Genomic DNA, 21,146 nt, shown 5'->3' with positions numbered 1-21,146 from the left:
CAACGTGGCTCAATTCGTTTATACCATGCATCGTGTCGGCAAAGTGGTTCCGCCGAAACGTCATATTCTGAAAAATATCTCCCTGAGCTTTTTCCCTGGCGCAAAAATCGGCGTTCTCGGTCTGAACGGCGCCGGTAAGTCTACCCTGCTGCGCATCATGGCCGGCATCGATACCGATATCGAAGGCGAGGCCCGTCCGCAGCCGGGCCTGAAAATCGGCTATCTGCCGCAGGAGCCGCAGCTCAATCCGGAGCAGACCGTCCGTGAGTCGGTTGAAGAAGCGGTGGCCGAAGTGGTCAACGCCCTGAAAGGTCTCGACGAGGTGTACGCCAAATACGCGGAGCCGGATGCCGACTTCGACAAGCTCGCCGCTCAGCAGGGCAAGTTCGAAGAGATTATCCAGGCGCACGATGGCCATAACCTGAACGTCCAGCTTGAGCGCGCGGCGGATGCCCTGCGTCTGCCGGACTGGGACGCGAAAATCGCCAACCTGTCCGGCGGTGAGCGCCGCCGCGTCGCGCTGTGCCGCCTGCTGCTGGAAAAACCAGACATGCTGCTGCTCGATGAACCGACTAACCACCTGGATGCAGAGTCCGTCGCGTGGCTGGAACGCTTCCTGCACGATTTCGAAGGCACCGTCGTGGCGATTACCCACGACCGCTACTTCCTCGATAACGTCGCCGGCTGGATCCTTGAGCTTGACCGCGGCGAAGGTATTCCGTGGGAAGGCAACTACTCCTCCTGGCTGGAGCAGAAAGATCAGCGTCTGGCGCAGGAAGCTTCTCAGGAAGCGGCGCGCCGTAAGTCAATCGAGAAAGAGCTGGAGTGGGTCCGTCAGGGCGCGAAAGGCCGTCAGTCTAAGGGCAAAGCCCGTCTGGCGCGCTTTGAAGAGCTTAACAACGTCGAGTACCAGAAGCGTAACGAGACTAACGAACTGTTTATTCCGCCAGGCGCACGTCTGGGCGATAAAGTGGTTGAAGTCAGCAACCTGCGTAAGTCCTACGGCGACCGTCTGCTGATTGACGACCTGAGCTTCTCGGTACCGAAAGGCGCTATCGTCGGCATCATCGGCCCGAACGGCGCGGGTAAATCCACCCTGTTCCGCATGATGTCCGGTCAGGAACAGCCTGATGCCGGTTCAATCACCCTGGGTGAAACCGTCAAGCTGGCCTCCGTCGATCAGTTCCGCGACGCGATGGACAACAGCAAAACCGTATGGGAAGAAGTTTCCGGCGGGCTGGATATCATGAAGATTGGCAACACCGAGATGCCGAGCCGCGCCTACGTGGGCCGCTTTAACTTCAAAGGCGTTGACCAGGGCAAGCGCGTTGGCGAGCTGTCCGGCGGTGAGCGCGGTCGTCTGCACCTGGCGAAGCTGCTGCAGGTGGGCGGTAACGTCCTGCTGCTCGATGAGCCCACCAACGACCTGGATATCGAAACCCTGCGCGCGCTGGAAAACGCCCTGCTGGAGTTCCCGGGCTGCGCGATGGTTATCTCGCACGACCGCTGGTTCCTCGACCGCATCGCGACCCACATTCTGGACTACCAGGATGAAGGTAAGGTGGAGTTCTTCGAAGGTAACTTTACCGAATACGAAGAGTACAAGAAACGCACCCTCGGCGCCGATGCGCTGGAGCCGAAGCGTATTAAGTACAAACGTATCGCGAAATAAAAGCAAAAGGGCAACGCAGGTTGCCCTTTTTCGTGTTTGCCCCCTCTCCCGCCGGGAGAGGGCTGTAGCCCGGCGCAGGCATTCATGCGGCATCAGGCCGCAGAAGGCCTATCCCTGCTCGCCCATCATCTCTTTCACCAGCTCCACGCAGCGCAGGAAGCGGGCATCGTAGTCGGCCTCTTTCACATGCACAAAATCTATCTCGTTCTCCTTGAGCAACGACACCAGCAGCGTCTGAAACTCTTTGCGGTCCACCGAGCTGCCAAGGCTACGCAAACCATCAGCCACCCACGGCGTGTTGTTTTCCAGCAGGATGACCAGGTCAAAACGATACTCGTCGATCAGCGCCTGCACAAAGGGATGTTCCCGCCCTTCGTACTTGAGACAGAACGCCTGGGTGCTGACAAAGTCCGTGTCGATGAACGCCACCTTGTTGGCATACTTCACCGCGAAATCAATATACTGCGCGTGGCCGAGGGCAATCTTGTCGTAGTCGGAATATTGCAGCGCCATCTCATCGCCGCCGAGGTGCGAAAAGACGTAGTCGCGGCCATACTCCCAGGCGCTGGTGGTATTAAAGATATTGGATAGCTTATTCACCAGCGTCGACTTACCGCTCGATTCACCGCCCAGGATCGCCACCGTGCGCACGAAAAACGGCTTCACTTCGGTAGGAATATATTCCCAATAGCGGAACGGGTTTTCACGAATCTGCCCGCCGCTGATGTTCATAAAGGTGCGTTTAGGATCGATGAGTACGGTTTCAATTCCCAGATGATCCAGATACTGCGGCGCGTCGCCCTCTTCCGAGGTGTAGATCCAGTTAGGCTCAATGCCCTTCTCGTTCATAAAGGCGCGGATCCCGCGGCTCCAGACGTCCCAGCCGTGCGGATAAGGTTCCATCCCCTCTTCATTGAAGGCGTGGATGCGGATATTTTTCTGGTACTTGAAGGTCTGCAGCAGCCAGCGCAGGCGGTCGGGCACGGTCGGCTGCTGCGACATCGCGCTCTTTTCAAACAGCTCGCGGTCGCGGGGATCGTCGTAGCCCATAATGATGTGCAGCTCATCGACCTGGCTACAGGCGCGCTGAATCAAATAGATGTGTCCGGTATGCAGCGGGTAAAACTTACCAAATACCACGCCAACGCTTTTTTGCCGACGCGGAAACTCCAGCCCGAGAAACCGGTGCAGCGCTTCCAGCTTCTGCGCGCTGGGGCTTTTAATTTTCGCGTTCAGCAGCTGGCTCAGATAGCCTTTTGTCATCCCGCTGGCGTCAGCTACCTGCTGTAGCGTACACCCCTTCTGCTTTATGGCGCTTTTTAAATAGTCAAATGACGACATAGCGAGTCTCCTTTTAACTTATTATAAGTCGTCAAAGACGCTAAGTGCGTCCGCAAGCTTTTTCACGCCAAAGATTTGCATCCCTTCCGGCACTTTTTTCGGCACATTGGCTGCCGGAACAATCGCCCGACGAAAACCATGCTTAGCCGCTTCTGAAATACGCTCCTGGCCGCTCGGCACCGGGCGAATCTCGCCTGCCAGACCCACTTCGCCGAAAACCACCAGGTCCTGGGGCAGCGGACGGTCGCGCAGGCTGGAAACCATCGCCAGCAGCAGCGCCAGATCGGCGCTGGTTTCGGTGACCTTCACGCCACCAACCACGTTGACGAAGACGTCCTGGTCGGCCATCTGCAGACCGCCGTGACGATGCAGAACCGCCAGCAGGATCGCCAGACGGTTCTGCTCCAGCCCCACCGCCACGCGGCGCGGGTTGGACATCATCGAGTGATCGACCAGCGCCTGGATCTCCACCAGCAGCGGTCGCGTGCCTTCCCAGACCACCATCACCGAACTGCCGGAAGTCACTTCGTCACCGCGGCTCAGAAAGATAGCCGAGGGGTTGCTCACTTCACGTAGCCCCTGCTCGGTCATAGCGAATACGCCCAGCTCGTTGACCGCGCCGAAGCGGTTTTTATGGCTGCGCAGGGTGCGGAAACGAGAATCGGCGTCGCCGTCGAGCAGCACGGAGCAGTCGATACAGTGCTCCAGCACTTTCGGCCCGGCCAGCGAGCCATCTTTGGTCACGTGGCCGACCATGACGATAGCCACGCCGCGCGTCTTGGCAAAGCGCGTTAAATAGGCTGCCGTTTCGCGCACCTGGGCCACGCTGCCCGGCGACGACTGCACGTCGGCCATATGCATTACCTGGATGGAGTCGATAACCATCAGCTGCGGCTTTTCTTCATCGGCAATCTGGCAAATCTGCTCAATGCTGGTTTCTGACAGCATATTGAGGTTAGCCGTCGGCAGGCCTAAACGGTGAGCGCGCATCGCCACCTGCTGAAGCGACTCTTCCCCGGTGACGTAGAGCGTTTTCATACCTTCGGCGAGCTTACACAGGGTTTGCAGCAGCAGCGTCGACTTACCCGCGCCGGGGTTGCCGCCGATCAGAATCGCGCTCCCCGGCACCACGCCGCCGCCGAGCACGCGGTCAAACTCTTTAAAGCCGGTCGAAAAGCGCGGCAGCGCTTCGAGGCTGATATCGGAGAGCTTCTGCACTTTCGATACGCCGGCATTACCGGCATATCCTGACAGACGTTCGTTTCTTGCCACCTGGGGCGAAGCGGCAATGCGCATCTCGGTTATGGTATTCCAGGCATGACAGGCGCTGCACTGCCCCTGCCAGCGCGGATAATCCGCACCGCATTCATTACAGACAAATGCGCGTTTTGGAGCTTTCGCCACGTTAACCTCTTACTTTTGATTCATGCTGCCGGAGAGAATACAGAATACCCCCATCAGGTCAGCGTGGCGGATTGTCACTTCCGCCAGTTCATTAACTTTGGGCTTAGCATGATAGGCGATGCCGAGCCCTGCCGCTTTAATCATCGGCAGATCGTTTGCGCCATCGCCAATGGCGACGGTTTGCGCCGGCGGGATCTCATACTTTTCCGCCAGTTTACGCAGCGTATTGGCTTTGTATTTCGCATCGACGATATCGCCGATAACGTTGCCGGTCAGCTTACCGTCCATGATCTCCAGTTCGTTGGCGACCACCGCGTCGAGATGCAGCTTGTCGCGCAGATACTCGGCAAAGAAGGTGAAGCCGCCGGAGGCGATCGCCACTTTCCAGCCGAGCGTTTCCAGCTTCAGCACCAGCTGGGTCAGGCCCGGCATCAGCGGCAGCGTTTCCCGCACCTGCAGCAGAATATTGGCATCGGCATCTTTCAGCGTCGCCACCCGCTGGCGCAGGCTGGCGGTAAAATCAAGTTCGCCGCGCATCGCGCGCTCGGTCACTTCAGAGACCAGCTCGCCGGTACCGGCCAGTTTGGCGATTTCATCAATGCACTCAATCTGAATCGCCGTCGAGTCCATATCCATGACCAGCAGCCCCGGCGTACGTAAATGCGGGATTTTACCCAGCGGCGCGACGTCAAAACCGGCCTCATGGGCCAGACGGGTCGCTCGTAGCGTTAAAGAACCAGCCAGCCGAATCACCTGATAGTCGTCAACCGCCCAGGAGGCAACAATCACCAGGGCCGCCCCCAGTTCTCGCTGCCACTCGGTCAGGCGACGCTTGTTAAGACCGCGGCCATACAGCAGCCAGCCGCTGCGTCCGGCGTGATAATCCAACGGCATGACCTCATCACCGCTCAGGGAAAGCGGCAATCCAGGCCACTGGGAAACATCTTCAGGCAGGTCGCACCAGGTCAAACTGTTTGGCATCACGGCTCCACATAACTTCATTCAGGCGAGGAAAATAACGCATGAGGCTACCTTGTAACCAGCGCTTCTGGCAACATTAAGCTGCAAATTTTCAAAGGTGGAATATGGTACGCGCAAAACTTAAATTCCGGCTGCATCGCGCGGTGATTGTTCTGATCTGTCTCGCGCTCCTCGTCGCCCTGATGCAGGGGGCCTCATGGTTCAGCCAGAACAGCCAGAAGCAGCGCAATCCGCAGCTGGAAGAACTGGCCCGCACGCTCGCCCAGCAGGTCACGCTCAACCTGGCGCCGCTGATGCGTAGCGAAACGCCCGACGAAAAGCGGATTAGCCAGCTGCTGGATCAGCTTACCCATAAAAGCCGGATCCTCGACGCCGGCGTATATGACGAACAGGGCGACCTGGTGGCGCGTTCCGGCGAAAGCGTCGAGGTACGCGATCGGCTGGCGCTGGACGGTAAAAAAGCCGGCGGCTACTTCAACCAGCAAATCGTCGAACCTGTTCAGGGTAAAAACGGCCCGCTCGGCTACCTGCGCCTGACGCTGGATACCCATACCCTGGCCACCGAAGCGCAGCAGGTCGATAATACCACCAATATCCTGCGTCTGATGCTGCTGCTATCTCTGGCCATCGGCGTCGTCCTGACGCGCACCCTGCTGCAGGGTAAACGTACCCGCTGGCAGCAATCGCCTTTCCTGCTCACCGCCAATAAGCCGGTGCAGGATGAAGATAAAGATGAATCAGAATAAGGAAATCGCCATGTCCACGCTGCGCCTGCTGCTCTCCGACTCTTACGACCCCTGGTTCAATCTGGCGGTTGAGGAGTCTATTTTTCGCCAGATGCCCGCGACTCAACGGGTGCTGTTTCTGTGGCGCAATGCCGATACGGTGGTCATTGGCCGCGCGCAGAACCCGTGGAAAGAGTGCAACACCCGACGTATGGAAGAAGATAACGTGCGCCTGGCCCGTCGCAGCAGCGGCGGCGGCGCGGTATTCCACGATCTGGGCAATACCTGCTTTACCTTTATGGCCGGCAAACCGGAGTACGATAAAACCGTTTCCACAAATATCGTGCTGACGGCGCTGAATGCGCTGGGCGTAGCGGCGGAAGCCTCGGGCCGCAACGATCTGGTGGTCAAAACCGCCGAAGGCGACCGCAAGGTCTCCGGTTCCGCCTATCGCGAAACGATGGATCGCGGCTTTCACCACGGTACGCTGCTGCTGAACGCCGATTTAAGCCGCCTTGCCAACTACCTCAATCCCGATAAGAAGAAGCTGCAGGCCAAAGGCATTACCTCCGTGCGCGGACGGGTAGCCAATCTGGTCGAGCTGCTGCCGGGCATTACCCATCAGCAGGTTTGCGAAGCGATTCAGGAGGCGTTCTTCGCCCATTACGGCGAGCGCGTGGAGGCCGAAGTGATCTCTCCGGAGAAAATGCCGGACCTGCCGAATTTTGCCGCGACCTTTGCCCGCCAGAGCAGCTGGGAGTGGAACTTTGGCCAGGCCCCGGCCTTCAGCCATCTGCTGGATGAACGTTTTACCTGGGGCGGCGTAGAGCTCCATTTCGACGTCGAAAAAGGCCATATCACGCGCACGCAGATTTTTACCGACAGCCTCAACCCGGCGCCGCTGGAAGCGCTGGCCGCCAGGCTACAGGGATGCCTCTACCGCGCGGATATGCTGCAGCAGGAGTGCGATGCATTACTCGTGGATTTCCCGGAGCAGGAGAAAGCGCTGCGGGAGCTCTCGGCATGGATTGCCGGCGCGGTACGCTAACGTGCGGTCACCCCGGCCCTCTCCCATAGGGAGAGGGCGGAAGAGATGATTACTCTTTATCGCCCAGCAGAACGGATTCCAGCGCGATTTTAATCATGTCGTTGAAGGTCGTCTGACGTTCAGCGGAGCTGGTCTGCTCGTGGGTACGGATGTGGTCGGAGACCGTGCAGATGGTCAGCGCTTTCGCACCAAATTCCGCCGCGACGCCGTAGATGCCGGCCGCTTCCATTTCCACGCCCAGAATGCCGTATTTTTCCATCACGTCGAACATTTCGCCGCCGTCCGGCGCATAGAACAGGTCAGCGGAGAAAATGTTGCCCACGCGAGCGTCAACGCCCAGCGCTTTTGCCGCGTCAACCGCGTTACGCACCATGCCAAAGTCGGCAATCGCCGCAAAGTCGTGGTCCTTAAAACGCATACGGTTAACTTTAGAGTCGGTACAGGCACCCATGCCGATAACCACGTCGCGCAGCTTAACGTCCATACGCACCGCGCCGCAGGAGCCGACGCGAATGATTTTTTTGACGCCGAAGTCGGTGATCAGCTCTTTTGCGTAAATGGAGCAGGACGGGATCCCCATGCCGTGACCCATCACGGAAATTTTGCGGCCTTTGTAGGTACCGGTGAAGCCCAGCATACCGCGCACGTTATTCACTTCGCGGACATCTTCAAGGAACGTTTCTGCAATGTGCTTCGCGCGCAGCGGGTCGCCAGGCATCAGCACAACGTCAGCGAAATCGCCCATTTCTGCGTTAATGTGTGGAGTAGCCATCGTTAAATCCTTCTGAATGTTTTACCTGATGGCGGCTATGCCTAATCAGGTCGACAAAAAAGGCCCGGCGAGCGAGGCTCACCGGGCAAATAATCACAGCATGTTTTTGCCGTACTCCATCGGAGACGTACCGAAGTACGTTGCCAGGGTCTGGCCGATATCGGCGAAGGTTTCGCGGTGACCCAGCGAACCCGGCTTCACTTTCGGGCCATAGATCAGCACCGGAATGTGCTCGCGGGTATGGTCGGTACCGGTCCAGGTCGGGTCGCAGCCGTGGTCGGCGGTCAGGATCAGAATGTCATCTTCCCCGACCAGTTCCATCAGCTCCGGCAGACGGCGGTCGAACAGCTCCAGCCCTGCGGCATAGCCTGCAACGTCGCGGCGGTGGCCCCAGGAAGAGTCGAAGTCCACGAAGTTGGTGAAGACGATGGTCTCGTCTCCCGCTTCTTTCATCTCTTTGATGGTGGCGTCAAACAGCGCATCCAGGCCGGTCGCCTTCACCTTTTTGGTAATACCGCAGTTGGCGTAGATATCGGCGATTTTACCCACCGATACAACCTGGCCCTTTTTCTCGTCGACCAGCTTCTGCAGCACCGTCGGCGCCGGCGGCTCAACGGCCAAATCGTGGCGGTTACCGGTGCGCTGGAAGTTGCCGGCTTTGTCGCCGATAAACGGACGCGCGATAACGCGACCGATGTTGTAGCCGCCTTCGGTCAGCTCTTCACGCGCGATTTCACACAGCTCGTACAGCTTATCGAGACCAAAGGTCTCTTCATGGCAGGCAATCTGGAATACCGAGTCAGCGGAGGTATAGAAAATCGGCTTGCCGGTTTTCATATGCTCTTCGCCCAGCTGGTCGAGGATAACGGTACCGGAAGAGTGGCAGTTGCCGAGGTAGCCCGGCAGGTTTGCGCGCTTAACCAGTTTATCCAGAAGTTCCTGCGGGAAGCTGTTTTCATGCTCGGGGAAGTAGCCCCAGTCAAACAGAACCGGCACGCCGGCGATTTCCCAGTGGCCTGACGGGGTGTCTTTACCGGAAGAAAGCTCATGCGCCCATGCGTAGGCGCCGATAACGTCCGCGCTGCCGTCCATACCGGCGGCAATTTTACCGGTAGAACCCTCATGGGCTTTAACCAGCCCCAGACGGGTCAGATTCGGTAGATTGAGCGGGCCTTTGCGGCCGTTGTCAGCCTCGCCTTTGGCACAGGCTTCTGCAATATGGCCCATGGTGTCTGAACCGACGTCGCCAAAGCGATCGGCGTCTTCAGTCGCACCGATGCCGAATGAGTCCAGCACCATAATAAATGCACGTTTCATATTATTCTCCGTACCTTTTGCGCTGCAAAAAAGCGATCAGATCAGTATATAACTATTCGGTGATACGACGATAGACCGTCGGCGTCATTTCAGGCGCTTTATCGTCAAGTTTAATGGCCGCTTTCACGGCTTTGGCCGCTTCCTGCCAGCTGTTTTCATCTTTAGCATGGATAACCGCCAGCGGCTGCTGCGCGTCGATACGCGCGCCGAGGCGAACCACGTCGGTGAAACCGACGCTGTAATCAATCAGATCCGATGCCTGACGGCGACCGCCGCCCATTGATACCACCGCCATGCCCAGCGCGCGGGTGTCCATTTCGGCGACAAACCCTTCACCTTCGGCATAGACGGCTTTGCTCAGCATCGCGGCCGGCAGATACTTATCGTAGTTTTCCACGAAGTCGTTCGGCCCTTTTTGCGCCGCCACCATCCGGCCGAAGACTTCTGCGGCTTTACCGTTATCCAGCACCGCCTGTAGCTTCGCCCGCGCGTCGGCGTCATTCTGCGCCAGCTTGCCGGAAATCAGCATCTCGACGCACAGCGCCATCGTCACCTCAAGCAGCCGCGGATTACGGTACTCGCCGGTGAGGAACTGCACGGCTTCACGCACTTCCACCGCATTACCGGCGCTGGAAGCCAGCACCTGGTTCATATCGGTTAACAGCGCCGTCGTCCGCACGCCGGCGCCGTTGGATACCCCGACGATCGCTTCGGCCAGCGCGGCGGAAAGCTCATAAGTAGGCATAAAGGCGCCGCTGCCGACTTTGACATCCATCACCAGCGCGTCCAGGCCTTCCGCCAGCTTCTTGGCGAGAATGGAGGCGGTGATCAGCGGGATAGAGTCCACCGTTGCGGTGATATCGCGCGTGGCGTAAAAACGTTTGTCCGCCGGCGCCAGAGAGCTGGTCTGCCCGATAATCGCGACGCCGACATCTTTAATGATTTCACGGAAGCGGCTATCGTCCGGGAAAATATCGAACCCAGGAATCGCTTCCAGCTTGTCGAGCGTACCGCCGGTGTGCCCGAGACCGCGCCCCGAGATCATCGGGACATAGCCGCCGCAGGCCGCGACCATCGGCCCCAGCATCAGCGAGGTCACATCGCCTACGCCGCCGGTAGAGTGTTTATCGACGATCGGGCCATTGAGATTAAGACTCTTCCAGTCGAGAACGGTCCCTGAATCCCGCATCGCCATGGTCAGCGAAACGCGTTCCGGCATAGACATATCGTGGAAAAAAATGGTCATCGCCAGCGCGGCGATCTGCCCTTCTGAGATGGTGTTGTCGCGGATGCCGTTGATGAAAAAACGAATCTCTTCATCGCTCAGCGCATGACCATCACGTTTTTTACGAATAATTTCTTGTGCGAGAAACAAGATAACCTCCCGAGGAAAGAGTCAAAGACCAACCACAGGCCGGACAGCATCCGGCCTTGAGGTCAGGCAAATTACGTATTAGTAGCTGCTGGCGCTCTTACCATCGCCGTGACCCAGCGCTTTCAGCAGGCTTGCCAGCAGGCTGGAAGCGCCAAAGCGGTAGTGACGAGAGTCGGCCCAGTCGGCACCGAACAGTTCATCGGCAATAGCGAGGAACTTTTGCGCGTCTTCTGCGCTACGCACGCCGCCCGCCGGTTTGAAGCCGACGCTCTGCTGAACGCCCATATCGCGGATGACTTCCAGCATGATGCGCGCGCTTTCCGGGGTCGCATTGACCGGAACTTTACCGGTAGACGTTTTGATAAAATCGGCACCGGCTTTGATGGCGATTTCAGATGCTTTACGAATCAGCGCTTCTTCTTTCAGCTCACCGGTTTCGATAATCACTTTCAGCAGCACGTTTGCCGCCGCGCAGGCTTCTTTACAGGCTTTCACCAGGTCAAAACCCACCTGTTCGTTGCCGGCAATCAGCGCGCGGTAAGGGAATACGACGTCAACTTCGTCTGCGCCGTAAGCTATCGCCGCGCGGGTTTCCGCCAGCGCAATAGCAATATCATCGTTACCGTGCGGGAAATTGGTCACCGTCGCGATCCGGATATCCGGGGTACCCTGCTCGTTCAGCGTTTTACGCGCGATCGGGATAAAGCGCGGGTAGATGCATACTGCGGCAGTATTCCCTACCGGTGTTTTGGCCTGGTGGCACAGCGCGATCACTTTTTCATTGGTGTCGTCATCGTTCAGGGTGGTCAGGTCCATCAGTTTCAACGCGCGCAGGCTGCTTGCCGTTAAATCAGTCATTTCATACTCCGACGGCGTATTGCCGTATTAAAGTTTGTTCACCTTGCGAGTCTGTTACTATTGTAACATCCCCTCGCCGTTACACTTCGATATACATCACAGTTAATGAAAACTAATTACTAATTTGCATTACTGTAGAGTGATATGAATCACATAATAAATCCCTGTGCATGCCCCCCGAAGGCCAGACTCTCTTTAAGCATAATCAGGAATCTCAGCGTCGAGGCAATGTTATTATTGTAACATACCCACGCGGTCAACCTCGATATCAGCGCGGACATTTTGTGCGAAAAAATGCCAGATGCATCATGAGTGATTGATAAACAGATAATTATTAAATGATAGGATTTTAACACACAGATGAGAGATCCCCGCGGCGGCGGTGCCGCGGGGTAGGGTCGTGATTAACGACGGCGCTATAGCGCGAGGAAGACGCCCGCTATCGTGGCGCTCATCAGGTTAGACAGCGTCCCCGCCGCCACGGCCCGCATGCCCAGCTGGGCAATTTCCTGGCGACGATTAGGCGCCATGCCGCCCAGTCCGCCAATCAGAATCGCAATGGATGACAGATTGGCAAAACCGCACAGGGCAAACGAGATGATGGCCTTGGTGTGGGTTGAAATCACCTGCAAACCGGCGGCTGCGACCTCGGCGTCGGCTTTCAGGTATTCACCGAAATTCATGTAGGCCACAAACTCGTTGATAATCAGCTTCTGGCCGATAAACGAGCCGGCAACGGTGGCCTCATTCCACGGAACGCCAATCACCCACGCCAGCGGTGAGAAGACCCAGCCGAGGATCATTTGCAGCGACAGGTCCGGATGGTTAAACCAGCCGCCCACGCCGGAGAGAATACCGTTAACCAGGGCAATCAGCGCGATAAACGCCAGCAGCATCGCCCCGACGTTAAGCGCCAGCTGCATCCCGGAAGCCGCGCCGGACGCGGCGGCATCCAGCACGTTCGCCGGCGCCTGCGGATCGGCGTCGTTTTTGTCCATCGCCGGGTTGTCCCGGGGCTGCTCGGTTTCGGGCACGATAATCTTCGCGAACAGCAGGCCGCCCGGCGCCGCCATAAACGAAGCGGCAATCAGGTATTCCAGCGGTACGCCCATCTGCGCGTAACCGGCCAGAACGGAGCCCGCAACCGAGGCCAGGCCCCCGCACATCACGGCGAAGAGCTCGGAACGGGTCATGGTGGCGATATATGGACGCACCACCAGCGGCGCTTCGGTCTGGCCAACGAAGATGTTCGCCGTGGCAGAGAGCGATTCCGTGCGCGAGGTTTTCAGTACCGCCCGCAGCGCCCCGCCGAGAATGCGGATAACAAACTGCATGATGCCGAGGTAATAAAGCACGGCGATCAGCGATGAGAAGAAGACGATGACCGGCAGGACGCGCAGGGCAAAAACAAACCCGCCGCCGCCGAAGACTTCAAACATCTTGTCGGAAACCAGCCCGCCAAAGATAAAGCCGATCCCTTCATTGCCGTAAGCAATCACGTTGGCAACGCCGTTCGACATGGCCAGCAGCGCGGTGCGCCCGGCCGGCACGTAGAGAATTAACGCGCCGATCCCCACCTGGATAATCCAGGCGCCGAGGACGGTACGCAGGTTGATGGCTTTTCGATTACTGGAGAGGAGCACAGCGATGGCTAACAGCACCACCATGCCGATAAGTCCCATAATAATTTGCATACAGAGTCCCTGTGTATTGAGAGTTCAGCCTTAAAACCCCGCGATTATAACGGCATGAAACCATCATGCTCATTTCAGCTCACACATTTTAAGCAAAACAATGAGATAAAAAGGCAGGAATGAGACACAGGTCACTCAGCAAAGCGCTACGGAAGCGCAAAAAGCGCATTTGTATTATCAATCAGGATATTCGCTATCTCTTCCGCGGGCTCAGAGCGTAGCTCACATAAGGTGGAGAAGACGCGAGCCACCCGTTCTGGCCTGTTCGGCTGCCCCTGGAAACCGTTCAACGGCATATCCGGCGCATCGGTCTCCAGCAGCAGCGCCGAAAGCGGCAGCTGCGCGATCGCATCGCGGGTCTTACTGGCGCGCGGATAGGTAATGGTGCCGCCAACGCCAATCTTGTAGCCCAGCTGCACAAACCGCTCCGCCTGCTGAAGGCTACCGGCAAAACCATGCACTACGCCGGTTCGCGGTAAAGCGTGCTTTTTCAGCAGCATCGCCAGCTTGTCGTGAGTGCGTCTGGAGTGGAGGATCGCCGGCAAATCGTAGCGTTTCGCCAGCCGCATCTGCGCCTCAAATACAGAAACCTGACGTGCAAATTGCGGATCTTCCCGATAGAGATCGAGACCGATCTCCCCAACCGCGACCAGCTTAGCGTCGCGTTTCGCCAGGCAGGCTTCAAGCCGTTCAAGACTCTCTGCGCTATGCCGTTCAATCGCTATCGGATGGAGGCCTAAGGCGGCGTAGAGCTCATCATATTTCTCCGCCAGCGCTAACACGCGGGCGAAGTTATCCGCTTCTGTCGCAGGTATCACGATCTGCGTCACGCCAGCCTCCGTCGCCCGGGCAATGCTGGCGCTTTCGTCGCCGGTGAAAGGGGGAAAATCGAAATGGCAGTGGGTATCAATAAATCGTAGGGTCACGCCAGGTCCTCATTTTCAAAGCTGGCATCATTGGCCTGCACCGCCGCGATGACCGGCGCCTGAGGGATCTCATTGGCCACCGGCGCTGGCGGAATAACGACCGTTTTCGGTACCGCAATACGCGGCGCATGGCGCAGCAGCGGCGGTCTGTCGGCCAGCAGTTTACCGACGGTAGCGAGAAAGTAGCGCCCGCACTGGCGCCCGGTCTTGTAGTCCTCCAGCAACGCTGGAAGACGGCTGCCTAACGCCATACTCTTCAACGGCTTCTGCGGATAAATTTCCAGGATTCTCAGCTTACCCGGCGGTTTTTCAATGAACTCTTGCGTGGAGCGATAGGTGGTTTCGTGATGCTGCACCAGATTCACAAACGGCTGCAGACTACTTTCGCCAAGCCAGCGCTCCATCCGTTTAAACCACTGCGGCGTGTAGTACATCTGGGACGGAACGGTGCGGATCACCACGATGGTTTGCGCCCCTCGACGGGCCGCTTCCTGTACGGGGATCGCATCGCTGACGCCGCCGTCAAGATAGCTCACGCCATCCAGCAGCACGCCGCTGCGGTAAAAACCGGGAATGGCGCTGGAGGCGCGAATCAGGTCAAGCCAGGTCTGCTGAGTGGGGGAAAAGTAGTTTGGCGTGTAATCATCGCCGCGACAGGCGCACATCCAGAACTCTTTTCCCTGAGCAAAACAATCTTCAGCATAGGCCATCGCCAGCGGCATCTTTTTCGAGGTGGTGTCGACCAGCCAGTCAAGATCGATAAGATTCCCGCCGCGCACAAAACGCATCGGGTCGAAAAACTCGCGGGCGGTGGTGTAGCGGGTGATCACTTTGCGGGCATAGCCGGGCTGGTTGCACAGATAGGCCGAGAGATTTTGCGCCCCGGCAGAGGTACCGAACATCATGTCGAACGGGTTGAATCCCGCGCGCATAAATTCGTCCAGCACCCCGGCGGTAAAAATCCCTCTCTGCCCCCCGCCTTCGCACACCAGTGCGAGCCTGCCCGGCTGGAAGGGTTTAACAGATAACGGCGTAATGTTGCCCAACGTAACGGGAATTCGCTGCCCCACCCTGCTTTCCTGTCTGGCTTATTATAAAAACAAAGGTAACGCAATTTTTAACGCCCTTAAACTGAGAAAGCCAGTCACATTGACTGGCTTTATGTAAGACGGTATTTCACGCGTTAACGTCTAGGGACGCCGACGGCCGGTGAACAGGCTGACCAGGAACAGGATAATACCGACAACGAAGACAATTTTCGCAGCCCAGGCAGCGGTACCCGCCAGGCCACCAAAGCCCAGAGCGGCGGCAATTAACGCGATCACCAGAAAAATAATGCCCCATCTAAACATACGTCTCTCCTTACCATAGTTAATGACGGTCGATTTTCTGCGCACTCAGGCCGCGCATACACAACCCTGTGGTGCTACACATCCTGCGGAAAGACCGCAGAATAAATTTTTTTAGTGAATAGATTTATTTGACGCTAAGGTCATTCTTCACGCTTTTGACGCCGGAAACGGCTTTCGCAATACCTTCCGCCCGCTCCGACTGCTTACTGGACTCGACCGTACCGGATAAATGTACAACGCCATCGGTGGTCTCAACCTTCACGTTACGCGACGGAACGATATCGTCAGCCAGTAATTTCGCTTTGATCTCGCTGGTCACCGCCGTGTCGCCGGCGTAGCCCTTCAGCGAAGCAGATTTTTCGTTCTGTACGCTAAGCTTGTCGTTAACGGAGGTCACGCCTTCAACCGCTTTCGCTACGCTAACCGCCTGCTTATGCTGCTCTGAACTGTCAACCGTACCGCTTAACGTGACGACTTTGTTTTCAGTTTTCACAGAGATATCGGTGCTGCGAATATCTTTATGATCGATCAGCGCCGCTTTCACCCTGGCGGTGATGGTGCTGTCGTCCATAAAATTCCCGACTTTGTTCATCGAATTATCAACGGCTTGCCCGGCATTGCTTGCTGCAGATTTTGCGCTATCTGCGGTCGAGTTTTCCGCATACGCCGAAGCGCTGATTATTGCTGAGCCCAGGAAGAGGGCCAGGAGTGTCTTGCCGCTCTTAAGTTTTGTCATCGTTATTCCTCGTTATATCTAAGCAGGTAAAGCAAAATAAGTAGTCTATTAAGCCAGGATTCCAAAAATTACTTATTAAATGTAGTAGATACGCGGAAGAGTGCGGCATTAACGGGTAAAAAAGCGCGCAAAACGGTAAGAATTAAGAACTTTCCAGAAAGGGCAATCTGAGGGGGAAATGGCGTGGAGCGCGGCGAAAACCGCGCTCCGGAGAGGATTAGTGCTCGCGGGTTTTACGGAACTGGACGTCAGGGTAACGTTCCTGCGTCAGGTTCAGGTTAACCATGGTCGGGGCGATATAAGTCAGGTTATCGCCGCCATCCAGCGCCAGCTGAATTTCGTTCTTACGCTTAAACTCTTCGAATTTCTTCGCGTCGCTGCATTCCACCCAGCGTGCGGTCGCGACGTTGACGGACTCGTAAATCGCCTCAACGTTGTACTCGCTCTTCAGGCGAGCAACAACCACATCAAACTGCAGCACCCCCACCGCGCCAACGATCAGATCGTTATTGGCGATCGGACGGAACACCTGCACCGCCCCCTCTTCAGAGAGCTGAACCAGCCCTTTCAGCAGCTGTTTCTGCTTGAGAGGATCTTTCAGGCGAATGCGGCGGAACAGTTCCGGGGCGAAGTTCGGGATACCGGTGAACTTCATCATTTCACCCTGGGTGAAGGTATCGCCAATCTGAATGGTGCCGTGGTTATGCAGACCCAGGATATCGCCCGGATACGCCTCTTCCACATGCGAACGGTCGCCGGCCATAAAGGTCAGCGCGTCGGAGATCACCACGTCCTTGCCGATACGCACCTGGCGCATCTTCATCCCCTTCTCGTACTTACCGGAAACCACGCGCATAAAGGCCACGCGGTCGCGGTGTTTCGGGTCCATGTTGGCCTGAATTTTAAAGACGAAGCCGGTGAACTTCTCCTCCGCGGCCTCCACGGTGCGGGTGTCGGTTTTGCGCGGCATCGGCGCGGGCGCCCACTCCACTAAACCGTCCAGCATATGATCGACGCCAAAGTTACCCAGCGCGGTGCCGAAGAATACCGGCGTAATTTCGCCCGCCAGGAACAGCTCTTTATCGAATTCGTTAGACGCGCCCTGCACCAGTTCCAGCTCATCGCGCAGCTGCTGCGCCAGGTCTTCACCCACCGCGGCATCAAGCTCCGGGTTATCCAGCCCCTTCACGATGCGCACTTCCTGGATGGTGTGGCCTTTACCGGTCTGATACAGGTAGGTTTCATCTTTATAAAGATGGTAAACGCCCTTGAACAGTTTGCCGCAGCCAATCGGCCAGGTGATCGGCGCGCAGCCGATTTTCAGCTCGTTTTCCACTTCATCCAGCAGCTCCATCGGATCGCGGATGTCGCGGTCGAGTTTGTTCATGAACGTCAGGATCGGCGTATCGCGCAGACGGGTGACTTCCATCAGCTTACGGGTACGATCCTCGACGCCTTTCGCGGCATCGATAACCATCAGGCAGCAGTCCACCGCCGTCAGGGTACGGTAGGTATCCTCGGAGAAGTCTTCGTGGCCCGGGGTATCCAGCAGGTTAACCAGGCAGTCGTGATACGGGAACTGCATCACGGACGTGGTGATGGAGATACCGCGCTGCTTTTCCATCTCCATCCAGTCAGATTTCGCATGCTGGCTGGAGCCGCGACCTTTCACCGTTCCGGCGGTCTGAATAGCCTGTCCGAATAACAGTACCTTTTCAGTAATGGTCGTTTTACCGGCATCCGGGTGAGAAATAATGGCAAAAGTGCGGCGCTTGGCCACCTCCTGCAAATAAGGAGACAACGTCATAATTCAATCTTCTTAGTAAACGCGGCAACGCGCCGCGCATGTTGAATACGAAAAAATTGCGGCTATTTTACCCATCAATGGGGGGGAGGCAATCAGTGTTTACACAGGAGTTGCTCCAGTTCGCTTAAAGAGGTGACCGTCCAGTCCGCGCGGAGGTCCGCGGGCAGTTCGCGTTGATGGGGGTTGAACCAGCAGGTCGCCAGCCCGGCATTCACGCCGCCGCGAATATCCGATTCCGCCGTATCGCCAACCATCAGCACCCGCGAACGATCGGGATTGCCCGCCTGCGCCAGCGCATAGTCGAAAATACGCGCATCCGGCTTAGCCACCCCAACCTCTTCGGAAATAATGAGCAAATCAAAGTGATCGCGCAGTCCGGTACGTTCAAGACGCGTCTGCTGCAGTGAGGTAAAACCGTTGGTGATGATGCCCATTTTTACCTTCCCCTGCAGCGAATCAAGCAGCGATACCGCCCCCGGCAGCGGCGAGCAGATCTCCGCCATCGCGTTCATAAACGCGGCGTTCAGCTCGCCGGGAGGGACGTTCAGGCGTTCCGCCCAACCGTCAAAGCGCTGATGCTGCAGCTGAAGAGAGGTAATGGCGCCGTTTTGATAATCCACCCATAGCGGCTTATTCACGGCCTGGTAGTCCTGAAAATCCTCTGCGGAGAACGTCACGCTATAGTCGAGAAACATCCGCTGTAGGCCGCTAAATGAGTCAAACGTAAATAACGTTTCGTCGGCATCAAAGAAAATCCAGTCCCACTTCATCGTATCACCTTGTCTTACATACTGATTGGCAGTGCCATTATGATGGCGTCCTCACGTCCGTCGACCGTGGGGTAATAGTTGCGGCGAATCGTCGCCTCGTTAAAGCCTAAGCTTTCATAGAGCGCGATGGCGGCGACGTTAGACGCGCGCACCTCCAGCCACAGCGTGACGACGCCGCGTTTTTCAACTTCATCAATCACCCGTTCCAGCAGCGCCCTGCCCAGACCGCGACGCTGGAAAGCGGGGTCGACGGCAATATTGAACAGCGTCGCTTCGTCGAGCACGATTTGCGTAATGGCAAAGGCCGCCATCACGCCGTCCACGGACAGTTGAAGATTCAGATAGCGCTCGCCCTGATTACTGGCAAACGTCTGTTCGCTCCACGGAAAAGCGTGGGCGCGCGTTTCAATTTGCCAGGCGCGGGGCAAATCAGCCGGATTGAGGGTAGAAATCGTGTTCATGTGCGCAAATCTGTTGCCAGAGCGCCATGCGAGCAGGCGTGCTGGTCTGAAGTTCATCGAATGCGGGCGTGGAAAGCTGTGCGCCCGCCAGCAGCAGCGGCGCGTCGGTGCCCAGCCGCCAGCTATTACAGCGTGCGTCCTGAGGCAGCATCGCAACGCGTTCAGGCGTCAGCTGCATCACCTGCTCCGGCATCAGGGCCAGCGCGCGCAGAATATCGCTGATAAGCGGTTCGGTCAGCGATGGCGGTTCTTCCGCCACCATCACCAGACGAATGTGTCCAGGAAGCGAGATAGCGATTTCACCCTGTAACGCCCCAGGACGACGTAGCGACCACTGGGTGATGCCCAGCTGCTGTAATTGCCAGTCTCGTCGGGATGTCATAGCGAAACACTCCTGTTAATTAAGCGCGCAATATAGCAAATCCGTCGTATCTGCGCCAACAAACTACGCGGCGGTCGGAGCGCATCCCGCCGCCAACAAAGAGGCAGGCCGAAAGATAACGTGTATAATCGGCCCCAGTCTTAATGAAGGAGTGTTTCATGTCCGCTTTTACCCCGGCAAGTGAAGTCTTGCTGCGCCACAGTGATGATTTCGAGTCCGCCCGCGTTCTGTTTGCCGGTGACCTGCAGGATGACCTGCCCGCACGTCTGGACACGGCCGCCAGCCGCGCCCATACCCAGCAGTTCCACCACTGGCAGGTACTGAGCCGCCAGATGGGCGAAAATGCCCGCTATAGCCTGGTCGCAGAGGCCGGCGATGTCGCCGATTGCGATACGCTGATTTACTACTGGCCAAAGAACAAACCGGAAGCGCAGTTTCAGCTGATGAACCTGCTTTCGCTGCTGCCGACCGGTATTGATATTTTCGTGGTTGGCGAGAACCGCAGCGGCGTGCGCAGCGCCGAGCAGATGCTGGCGGAATATGCGCCGCTGAGCAAAGTCGACAGCGCGCGCCGCTGTGGGCTGTATCACGGTCGTCTGGAAAAACAGCCCGCGTTCAATGCAGAACAGTACTGGGGCGAGTATTCGCTGGATAATCTGACGATTAAAACGCTGCCGGGCGTCTTCAGCCGCGATGGCCTGGATGTCGGTAGCCAGCTGCTGCTTTCCACGCTGACGCCGCATACCAAAGGTAAAGTGCTTGATGTCGGCTGCGGCGCCGGCGTGCTGGCAACCGTGCTGGCCAGCCACTCGCCTAAAGTCCGCCTCTCCTTATGCGACGTCAGCGCCCCGGCAGTTGAAGCCAGTCGCGCCACGCTGGCCGCTAACGGCATCGAAGGGGAAGTGTTCGCCAGCAACGTGTTCTCTGAAGTGAACGGCCGCTTCGACATGATTATCTCCAACCCGCCTTTCCACGATGGTCTACAGACCAGCCTGGAGGCCGCGCAAACGCTGATTCGCGGCGCCGTTCGTCATTTGAACAGCGGCGGCGAGCTGCGCATCGTCGCTAACGCCTTCCTGCCCTATCCGAACGTGCTGGATGAGATCTTCGGCTTCCATGAAGTAATTGCCCAAACGGGCCGCTTTAAGGTCTACCGGACGGTGATGACCCGTCAGGCGAAGAAATAATCCTGCATTTTTTCGGCGCCAGCAGACGCTGGTCGCCGATGTTTTTCCTCTCTGACCGTCCATTTTTGCAACAATCAATCCAACTGATACAATTAACTATTGACGAATAGCTGAAAACCACTAGAATGCGCCTCCGTGGTAACGATACTTTCATAGTGTCGATGGTATGCGAAGGTGGCGGAATTGGTAGACGCGCTAGCTTCAGGTGTTAGTGTCCTTACGGACGTGGGGGTTCAAGTCCCCCCCCTCGCACCATAATCCACGTTGATATTGCTCGCACTGGGCGAAGGTGGCGGAATTGGTAGACGCGCTAGCTTCAGGTGTTAGTGTTCTTACGG

At 57.2% G+C, this 21,146-nt stretch carries 20 protein-coding genes and 1 tRNA gene; 5 read left to right on the top strand and 16 right to left on the bottom strand.

The genetic code is table 11. The features are described from left to right. Window positions 1-4 precede the first annotated feature (4 nt). Window positions 5-1,672 (top strand): energy-dependent translational throttle protein EttA, encoded by a 1,668-nt coding sequence (ettA, locus tag ABLU87_RS17195; RefSeq protein WP_014227837.1) that lies wholly within the window; start codon window positions 5-7, stop codon window positions 1,670-1,672. A 108-nt stretch (window positions 1,673-1,780) separates the two neighbouring features. Here ettA and nadR read toward each other — a convergent pair whose 3' ends face one another. Genes nadR through serB form a run of 3 tightly spaced genes read right to left on the bottom strand, consistent with a single transcriptional unit; the run spans window position 1,781 to window position 5,398 of the window. Beyond that, window positions 1,781-3,013, bottom strand: coding sequence for a multifunctional transcriptional regulator/nicotinamide-nucleotide adenylyltransferase/ribosylnicotinamide kinase NadR (nadR, locus tag ABLU87_RS17190; protein WP_004098414.1), 1,233 nt, complete (start codon window positions 3,011-3,013; stop codon window positions 1,781-1,783). A gap of 21 nt (window positions 3,014-3,034) precedes the next feature. Next, entirely contained in the window at window positions 3,035-4,417 is a 1,383-nt protein-coding gene (radA, locus tag ABLU87_RS17185) for a DNA repair protein RadA (RefSeq protein ID WP_004098408.1), read from the bottom strand. Between the two features lie 9 nt (window positions 4,418-4,426). Next, entirely contained in the window at window positions 4,427-5,398 is a 972-nt protein-coding gene (gene serB / locus ABLU87_RS17180) for a phosphoserine phosphatase (protein ID WP_014227836.1), read from the bottom strand. Between the two features lie 104 nt (window positions 5,399-5,502). Here serB and ABLU87_RS17175 point away from each other — a divergent pair, with 104 nt between their 5' ends. After that, window positions 5,503-6,144, top strand: coding sequence for a YtjB family periplasmic protein (locus ABLU87_RS17175; RefSeq protein ID WP_014227835.1), 642 nt, complete (start codon window positions 5,503-5,505; stop codon window positions 6,142-6,144). 10 nt (window positions 6,145-6,154) lie between these two features. Then, window positions 6,155-7,171, top strand: coding sequence for a lipoate--protein ligase LplA (gene lplA, locus ABLU87_RS17170; protein WP_014227834.1), 1,017 nt, complete (start codon window positions 6,155-6,157; stop codon window positions 7,169-7,171). 49 nt (window positions 7,172-7,220) lie between these two features. Here the strand turns inward: lplA and deoD are convergent, their stop codons facing one another. The 13 genes from deoD to ABLU87_RS17105 form a co-directional block, all read right to left on the bottom strand. Beyond that, on the bottom strand, window positions 7,221-7,943 hold the full coding sequence (gene deoD, locus ABLU87_RS17165; protein ID WP_004098401.1) for a purine-nucleoside phosphorylase: 723 nt from the start codon (window positions 7,941-7,943) through the stop codon (window positions 7,221-7,223). 93 nt (window positions 7,944-8,036) lie between these two features. After that, window positions 8,037-9,260, bottom strand: coding sequence for a phosphopentomutase (gene deoB / locus ABLU87_RS17160; RefSeq protein WP_014837353.1), 1,224 nt, complete (start codon window positions 9,258-9,260; stop codon window positions 8,037-8,039). Between the two features lie 52 nt (window positions 9,261-9,312). Continuing rightward, window positions 9,313-10,635 carry a thymidine phosphorylase gene (deoA, locus tag ABLU87_RS17155; RefSeq protein WP_014227832.1) on the bottom strand — a complete coding sequence of 441 codons (1,323 nt, stop codon included), beginning with the start codon at window positions 10,633-10,635 and terminating at the stop codon, window positions 9,313-9,315. A 78-nt stretch (window positions 10,636-10,713) separates the two neighbouring features. Next, window positions 10,714-11,493: a deoxyribose-phosphate aldolase gene (deoC, locus tag ABLU87_RS17150; RefSeq protein ID WP_014837351.1), complete on the bottom strand. Its 780-nt coding sequence runs from the start codon at window positions 11,491-11,493 to the stop codon at window positions 10,714-10,716. Window positions 11,494-11,909: 416 nt separating this feature from the next. Beyond that, the gene (locus tag ABLU87_RS17145) at window positions 11,910-13,187 is read right to left on the bottom strand and encodes a NupC/NupG family nucleoside CNT transporter (RefSeq protein ID WP_014837350.1); all 1,278 of its coding nucleotides are present in this window, start codon (window positions 13,185-13,187) and stop codon (window positions 11,910-11,912) included. A gap of 146 nt (window positions 13,188-13,333) precedes the next feature. Beyond that, on the bottom strand, window positions 13,334-14,113 hold the full coding sequence (locus ABLU87_RS17140; RefSeq protein WP_122117842.1) for a metal-dependent hydrolase: 780 nt from the start codon (window positions 14,111-14,113) through the stop codon (window positions 13,334-13,336). Then, window positions 14,110-15,183, bottom strand: a complete 1,074-nt coding sequence (locus tag ABLU87_RS17135; protein ID WP_004128693.1) for a patatin family protein — start codon at window positions 15,181-15,183, stop codon at window positions 14,110-14,112. The genes ABLU87_RS17140 and ABLU87_RS17135 overlap by 4 nt, the downstream gene beginning before the upstream one ends. A gap of 120 nt (window positions 15,184-15,303) precedes the next feature. Then, the gene (locus ABLU87_RS17130; RefSeq protein ID WP_003856556.1) at window positions 15,304-15,465 is read right to left on the bottom strand and encodes a DUF1328 domain-containing protein; all 162 of its coding nucleotides are present in this window, start codon (window positions 15,463-15,465) and stop codon (window positions 15,304-15,306) included. 124 nt (window positions 15,466-15,589) lie between these two features. Next, a complete protein-coding gene (osmY, locus tag ABLU87_RS17125) occupies window positions 15,590-16,201 on the bottom strand; it encodes a molecular chaperone OsmY (RefSeq protein WP_122117841.1) in 612 nt (203 codons plus the stop codon). A 217-nt stretch (window positions 16,202-16,418) separates the two neighbouring features. Beyond that, complete coding sequence (gene prfC / locus ABLU87_RS17120; protein WP_004098388.1) at window positions 16,419-18,008, bottom strand: peptide chain release factor 3; 1,590 nt, start codon at window positions 18,006-18,008, stop codon at window positions 16,419-16,421. Window positions 18,009-18,100: 92 nt separating this feature from the next. Next, window positions 18,101-18,778, bottom strand: coding sequence for a pyrimidine 5'-nucleotidase (gene yjjG, locus ABLU87_RS17115; protein WP_004098385.1), 678 nt, complete (start codon window positions 18,776-18,778; stop codon window positions 18,101-18,103). 14 nt (window positions 18,779-18,792) lie between these two features. After that, window positions 18,793-19,239: a ribosomal protein S18-alanine N-acetyltransferase gene (gene rimI / locus ABLU87_RS17110; RefSeq protein ID WP_004098383.1), complete on the bottom strand. Its 447-nt coding sequence runs from the start codon at window positions 19,237-19,239 to the stop codon at window positions 18,793-18,795. Next, a complete protein-coding gene (locus tag ABLU87_RS17105; RefSeq protein ID WP_014227827.1) occupies window positions 19,208-19,621 on the bottom strand; it encodes a DNA polymerase III subunit psi in 414 nt (137 codons plus the stop codon). The genes rimI and ABLU87_RS17105 overlap by 32 nt, the downstream gene beginning before the upstream one ends. 158 nt (window positions 19,622-19,779) lie before the next feature. Here ABLU87_RS17105 and rsmC point away from each other — a divergent pair, with 158 nt between their 5' ends. Both rsmC and ABLU87_RS17095 read left to right on the top strand, forming a co-directional pair. Further along, window positions 19,780-20,808, top strand: coding sequence for a 16S rRNA (guanine(1207)-N(2))-methyltransferase RsmC (rsmC, locus tag ABLU87_RS17100; RefSeq protein ID WP_014227826.1), 1,029 nt, complete (start codon window positions 19,780-19,782; stop codon window positions 20,806-20,808). 168 nt (window positions 20,809-20,976) lie between these two features. After that, window positions 20,977-21,063 (top strand) — tRNA-Leu (locus ABLU87_RS17095). Window positions 21,064-21,146 lie beyond the last annotated feature (83 nt).

The organism is Klebsiella sp. CB_Kp196, assembly GCF_040061575.1.
Taxonomy (GTDB): Bacteria; Pseudomonadota; Gammaproteobacteria; order Enterobacterales; family Enterobacteriaceae; genus Klebsiella; species Klebsiella michiganensis.
This window is presented reverse-complemented; position numbering and strand designations above follow the sequence as displayed.